5 protein-coding genes are annotated in these 5,085 nt (G+C 72.4%); 1 reads left to right on the top strand and 4 read right to left on the bottom strand.

The window, feature by feature from the left end:
• Positions 1-252: 252 nt before the first annotated feature.
• The 3 genes from BZY54_RS36450 to BZY54_RS36440 all read right to left on the bottom strand — a co-directional run bounded on the left by BZY54_RS36450 (position 253) and on the right by BZY54_RS36440 (position 2,411).
• Positions 253-1,467 (bottom strand): SigB/SigF/SigG family RNA polymerase sigma factor, encoded by a 1,215-nt coding sequence (locus BZY54_RS36450; RefSeq protein WP_086729595.1) that lies wholly within the window; start codon positions 1,465-1,467, stop codon positions 253-255.
• A 17-nt stretch (positions 1,468-1,484) separates the two neighbouring features.
• Positions 1,485-1,901 (bottom strand): ATP-binding protein, encoded by a 417-nt coding sequence (locus BZY54_RS36445; protein WP_009190566.1) that lies wholly within the window; start codon positions 1,899-1,901, stop codon positions 1,485-1,487.
• A 249-nt stretch (positions 1,902-2,150) separates the two neighbouring features.
• Positions 2,151-2,411: a UBP-type zinc finger domain-containing protein gene (locus BZY54_RS36440; RefSeq protein ID WP_086729594.1), complete on the bottom strand. Its 261-nt coding sequence runs from the start codon at positions 2,409-2,411 to the stop codon at positions 2,151-2,153.
• A 76-nt stretch (positions 2,412-2,487) separates the two neighbouring features.
• On the opposite strand from BZY54_RS36440, the gene BZY54_RS36435 reads away from it, so the two are divergent.
• The gene (locus tag BZY54_RS36435; RefSeq protein ID WP_086729593.1) at positions 2,488-4,083 is read left to right on the top strand and encodes a Na+/H+ antiporter; all 1,596 of its coding nucleotides are present in this window, start codon (positions 2,488-2,490) and stop codon (positions 4,081-4,083) included.
• Between the two features lie 119 nt (positions 4,084-4,202).
• On the opposite strand, the gene BZY54_RS36430 is transcribed toward BZY54_RS36435, so the two are convergent.
• Positions 4,203-5,085, bottom strand: an 883-nt coding sequence (locus tag BZY54_RS36430) for a 1-aminocyclopropane-1-carboxylate deaminase/D-cysteine desulfhydrase (protein WP_107419916.1), incomplete at its 5' end; no start/stop codon positions are given.

The following is a 5,085-nucleotide window of genomic DNA, read 5'->3' as shown; positions in this document are numbered from 1 at the left end:
CGCGCCCGTGAGGACCGAGCAAGCAGCGGGAAGCCCTGGGGCGCGCCTGCTCGGGCGGGCGGCAGCGAGGGGGTCCTGGGCCGCGCCCAGTGGGCCGGCAGTGGCAGGAGTGGCCCGGTTCGTGCCCGGTGGGCCGGGCAGCAGTAGAAGAGGCACGGGCCGCGCCCGGTGGGCCGGACAGCCGTGCAGTGCCGTGTCGGGCCCGGCTCGGGAGGGGCCGGCGGCTGTGGCCGTGCGGCCCCTGTTCGGCCGTTACTCCTCCACCAGGAGCTTCTCCCGCAGTTGGGCCAGGGTGCGGGCCAGCAGACGGGAGACGTGCATCTGGGAGATGCCTACCTCCTGTGCGATCTGCGACTGGGTCATGTTGCCGAAGAAGCGGAGCAGCAGGATGCGCTTCTCGCGCGGCGGGAGGTCCTCCAGCAGCGGCTTGAGCGACTCGCGGTACTCCACGCCCTCCAGCGCCTCGTCCTCGGCGCCGAGGGTGTCAGCGACCGCCGGGGACTCGTCGTCGGTGTCGGGGACGTCCAGCGACAGCGTGGAGTAGGCGTTGGCCGACTCCAGGCCCTCCAGGACCTCCTCCTCGGAGATGGACAGCTTCTCGGCGAGCTCGTGCACCGTGGGGGAGCGGCCGTGCAGCTGGGACAGCTCGGCTGTCGCCGTGGTGAGCGCGAGCCGCAGCTCCTGCAGCCGCCGCGGCACCCGCACCGCCCAGCCCTTGTCCCTGAAGTGCCGCTTGATCTCACCGACGACCGTCGGGGTGGCGTAGGTCGAGAACTCCACGCCGCGGTCCGGGTCGAACCGGTCGACCGACTTGATCAGGCCGATGGTGGCCACCTGGGTCAGGTCGTCCAGCGGCTCTCCGCGGTTGCGGAAGCGACGCGCGAGGTGCTCGACGAGCGGCAGGTGCATGCGGACCAGCTGGTTGCGCAGCTCCGCGTACTGCGGGCTGCCCTCCTTCAGCGTGCGCAGCTCGACGAACATCGCGCGTGCGCCATTGCGGTCCTGCGGGGCGTGCTGCGTGCCCTGCACGCTCTGCGCGTCGTCCTCGGAGTTTCGCTCGTGCCCGCTCATCGTCCCGCCCGTTGCCCTTCCGCGAGCCCTCGCCTCCTCCCCCGGCCTCGGCCTGGGCCGAGTGGGAGGACCCCCATGGGCGGTGGGGACACCGCTCCGCGCCGACGGAGGCGTGCCCTGCACGGCGTCGTCCCGCTCCGGCCGCTCCTCGCCCGGCAGACCGAACGGAAGCGGTTCGTCATCGGGGTGCGGCCTCGCCTGCTCGGGGATGCCGTCGATGCCGACCACGGGGCGCGAGGGCTCCCCCGGACCGTCCTGACCGCCCGGACCGTTCTGACGGCCTGCGCCGCTCTGACCGACCGGGCCGTCCTCGCCCCGGGCTCCGGCCCCGTCCGAGCAGGGCGGAAGCCCGCCCTCGACCGACAGCTCCTGTGTGCCGCGTTCTTCGTCCCGCACCGGCCCGTCCCCGTTCCTCACGCCGGCCCGGGTCCCGCGCCGCGCTGTTTGTAGAGGCTGATCGAAACGGTCTTGTCCTCGTCCACGGCGGAGGAGACCTTGCCCGCCAGGGCGGACAGGACGGTCCAGGCGAAGGTGTCCCGCGAGGGGGCGTGACCGTCCGTGGTGGGTGCCGAGACGGTGACCTCGAGCGAGTCGTCGACCAGCCGGAAGACACAGCTGAGCACCGAGCCGGGCACGGCCTGCTGGAGCAGGATCGCGCAGGCCTCGTCCACCGCGATGCGCAGGTCCTCGATCTCGTCGAGGGTGAAGTCCAAACGGGCCGCGAGGCCGGCCGTGGCCGTCCGCAGCACCGACAGGTAGGCACCCGCAGCCGGCAGCCGGACTTCCACGAAGTCCTGGTTCGCCGCGGGCTCGCCTGCGATCTGGGACACCCTCACCTCCAAGGTGGTACAAGCTTTCTCGGGGCCGAGGGTAAGCCCCCCGGGTCACGCGATTGGTGGTTCAGCGGTGACGCTACCGCGCTCTCGACATTCCTGTCCCGGGACCCCGACCCCTTCTGTCACTCATAGTAAACCTACGGATACGCTCCGTGGCTAGGGGTTCGGCGGGCCCAAATGGGAACTGGGCGCGCCGGATTGACGTACCCAGACGTCAGATGGTCGAACCGTCCGAAAAACCGGTCATACCAGCACGTGGTCCAGGAAGCACCAACGCCAGTCCTCGCCGGGTTCGAAGGTCCGCATCACCGGGTGCCCCGTGTCCTTGTGGTGCTTGGTCGCATGCTGGTGCGGCGAGGAGTCGCAGCACCCCACGTGGCCGCAGGTCAGGCACAGCCGCAGCTGCACCGGGTGCGTACCCTCCGCCAGGCACTCCGGACACGTCTCGCTGCGGGGCTCGGGCTCCGGATGCGGCAGCGCGTCGGCGTGCGTGCACTGTTTCATGATTGCCAGGTTACGACGGGCGCGGCGGTGACCGCGCGAAAAAAGCGGGCGGGACGACGATGGGTGGGCGAGGACGATGGACGTGATGCCGCTGCTGTTGCTGGTGGCGGGCAGTGCCGCGGTGGCCGGGGCCGCCCGGCGCACCCCGGTGCCGGCGCCGCTGCTGCTGGTCGCCGCCGGGCTGGCGGTCTCTTACATCCCCGGAGTGCCCGACTACACCCTCGACCCCAAGGTCGTCCTGCCGCTGCTGCTGCCGCCACTGCTGTACACGTCGGCCATCGACAGCTCCTACCTCGACCTGCGCGCGCAACTGCGGCCGGTGGCGCTGCTCTCGGTCGGCTACGTGCTGTTCGCGACCTTCGCGGTCGGCTGGGCCGTGTACCTGATCGTGCCGGGGCTGCCGCTGACCGCGGCGCTGGTGCTGGGCGCGGTGGTCGCGCCGCCGGACGCGGTCGCGGCGACGGCGGTGGCCCGCCGGGTCGGACTGCCCTCGCGGATCACCACGATCCTGCAGGGCGAGTCCCTGCTCAACGACGCCACCGCGATCACCGCCTACAAGGTCGCCCTGGCCGCCGCCGTCGGCGAGGGCGCGACCTGGGCCGGGGGTGTGGAGGAGTTCCTCGTCGCGGCGTTCGGCGGCGTGGGCGTCGGGCTGGTGCTGATGGCGCCGCTGCACTGGCTGCGCACGCACCTGAAGGAGGCGCTGCTGCAGAACACGCTCTCCCTGCTGATCCCGTTCGTCGCCTTCGCCGTCGCCGAGCAGATGCGCGCCTCGGGGGTGCTCGCCGTCGTCACGGTCGCCCTCTACCTCGGGCACCGCGCGTGGGAGGTCGACTTCGCCACCCGGCTCCAGGAGGAGGCGGTGTGGAAGATGGTCGCGTTCGTCCTGGAGTCCTCGGTGTTCGCCCTGATCGGCCTCCAGCTGCCGATCGTCCTCCGGGGCCTCGACAGGTACGCCGGCGCCGAGGCGGCCTGGTACGCGATCGCCGTCTTCCTGGTGGTCGTCGCGGCCCGGTTTGTGTGGGTGTACCCGGCGGCGTTCCTGCCCCGGCTGCTGTTCCGCAGGGTCCGGGCACGGGAGGAGAACCCCACCTGGAGAGGCGCGATGGTCACCGCGTGGGCTGGCATGCGAGGGGTGGTCTCCCTGGCCATCGCCTTCTCCATCCCGGTCACGGTGCACGGCGGCGGGCCCTTCCCGCAGCGCAACCTGCTCCTCTTCCTGACCTTCACCACCGTCATCGGGACGCTGGTGGTGCAGGGCCTGACCCTGCCGCCGCTGATCCGCGTGCTGAAGTTTCCCGGGCCCGACGCGCAGGCCGCCACGCTCGCCGAGGCGAACGCCCAGGCGCAGGCCTCACTGGCCGCCGAGCGGCTCCTGGAGGAGCTCCTCGCCGACGACCGCAACGCCCTGCCGCCGCCGCTCGCCGACCGGCTCCGCACGGTCCTGGAACGCCGTCGCAACGCCGTCTGGGAACGCCTCGGCCAGACCAACCCCGTCACCGGCGAATCGGTGGACGACACCTACCGCCGTCTGTCCCGCGACATGATCGGCGCCGAGCGGGCCGTCTTCGTACGGCTGCGGGACGGCCGCTACATCGACGACGAGATGCTGCGCACCTTGCTGCGCCGACTGGACCTGGAGGAGGCGGCCGCCTACCGGGAAGCCGCGTGAGCCGCACGTGCGGCAAGGCGTGACAGGTACGCGGGTCCGGCCGCTTCGGGAAGCGGACCAGAGCCGTTCGGTGGGCCGGGAAGCGGACCAGAGTCGTTCCGGAAACCGGAAAACCGGGATCAAGACGGTTCCGGGAACGGGCGGCCCGTCACGACCGCGGCGATCGTCGTCCCGCGTGCGAAGGCGCCTTCCCCGGCCAGGGTGACCAGCCCGTACAGCAGCTTGGCGACGTAGAGGCGCTCGACGGGGACGCCGTGGCGGCGGGTGAAGTCCTCGGCGAATGTGTCGAGTTCGGGGGTGGTACGGGCGTAGCCGCCGAAGTGGAAACGATCGTCGAGCGCCCAGGTGCCGCGGCGGGCGCCGAAGGCCTGTTCCTGCAGGGCCTGGACGTCGGCGCTCAGGAAGCCGCCCTTGAGCACGGGTATGCCCAGGGCGCGCCGGCCCGGGGGCAGCCCGGCGGCCAGTCCGGCGAGGGTTCCGCCGGTGCCGCAGGCCACGGCGACGACGTCCGCCCGGTCCCCGAGCTCCTTGCCGAGCGCACGGCAGCCGCGCACGGCGAGCGCGTTGCTGCCGCCCTCGGGCACGACATGGGCCTCCTCGGCGCCGACCGCACGGAGCAGGGCCGCGAGCGTCCCCGGCTCGGCCTTGCGCCGGTACGTCGTCCGGTCGACGAAGTGCAGTCGCATCCCGTCGGCCGCGCACCGGGCGAGGGAGGGGTTGAGGGGCCGCCCGGCCAGCTCGTGGCCCCGCACCACGCCGACCGTGCGCAGGCCGAGGAGGCGACCGGCGGCAGCGGTGGCCCGCAGGTGGTTGGAGTACGCGCCGCCGAAGGTGACGATCGTCCGGCCGGTCGCGGCGCGCAGGTTCGGGGCGAGTTTGCGCCACTTGTTGCCGATCAGCTCCGGGTGGATCAGGTCGTCGCGCTTGAGCAGCAGGCGCAGGCCGCGACGCGTGAAGCGGTCGTCGGCGAGCTCCTGCACGGGGGAGGGGAGGCGGGGGGAG

Origin of the sequence: Streptomyces carpinensis, assembly GCF_002154505.1 — a bacterium.
GTDB classification, from domain to species: Bacteria; Actinomycetota; Actinomycetes; order Streptomycetales; family Streptomycetaceae; genus Streptomyces; species Streptomyces carpinensis.
The sequence above is the reverse complement of the archived record's forward strand: the minus strand, read 5'-3'. Positions and strand labels throughout refer to the sequence as shown.

Bases quoted from the DNA above. Each gene is read 5' to 3' on its own strand.
- BZY54_RS36440 (WP_086729594.1), bottom strand. From the start codon at position 2,411: ATGAAACAGTGCACGCACGCCGACGCGCTGCCGCATCCGGAGCCCGAG.
- BZY54_RS36435 (WP_086729593.1), top strand. From the start codon at position 2,488: ATGGACGTGATGCCGCTGCTGTTGCTGGTGGCGGGCAGTGCCGCGGTG.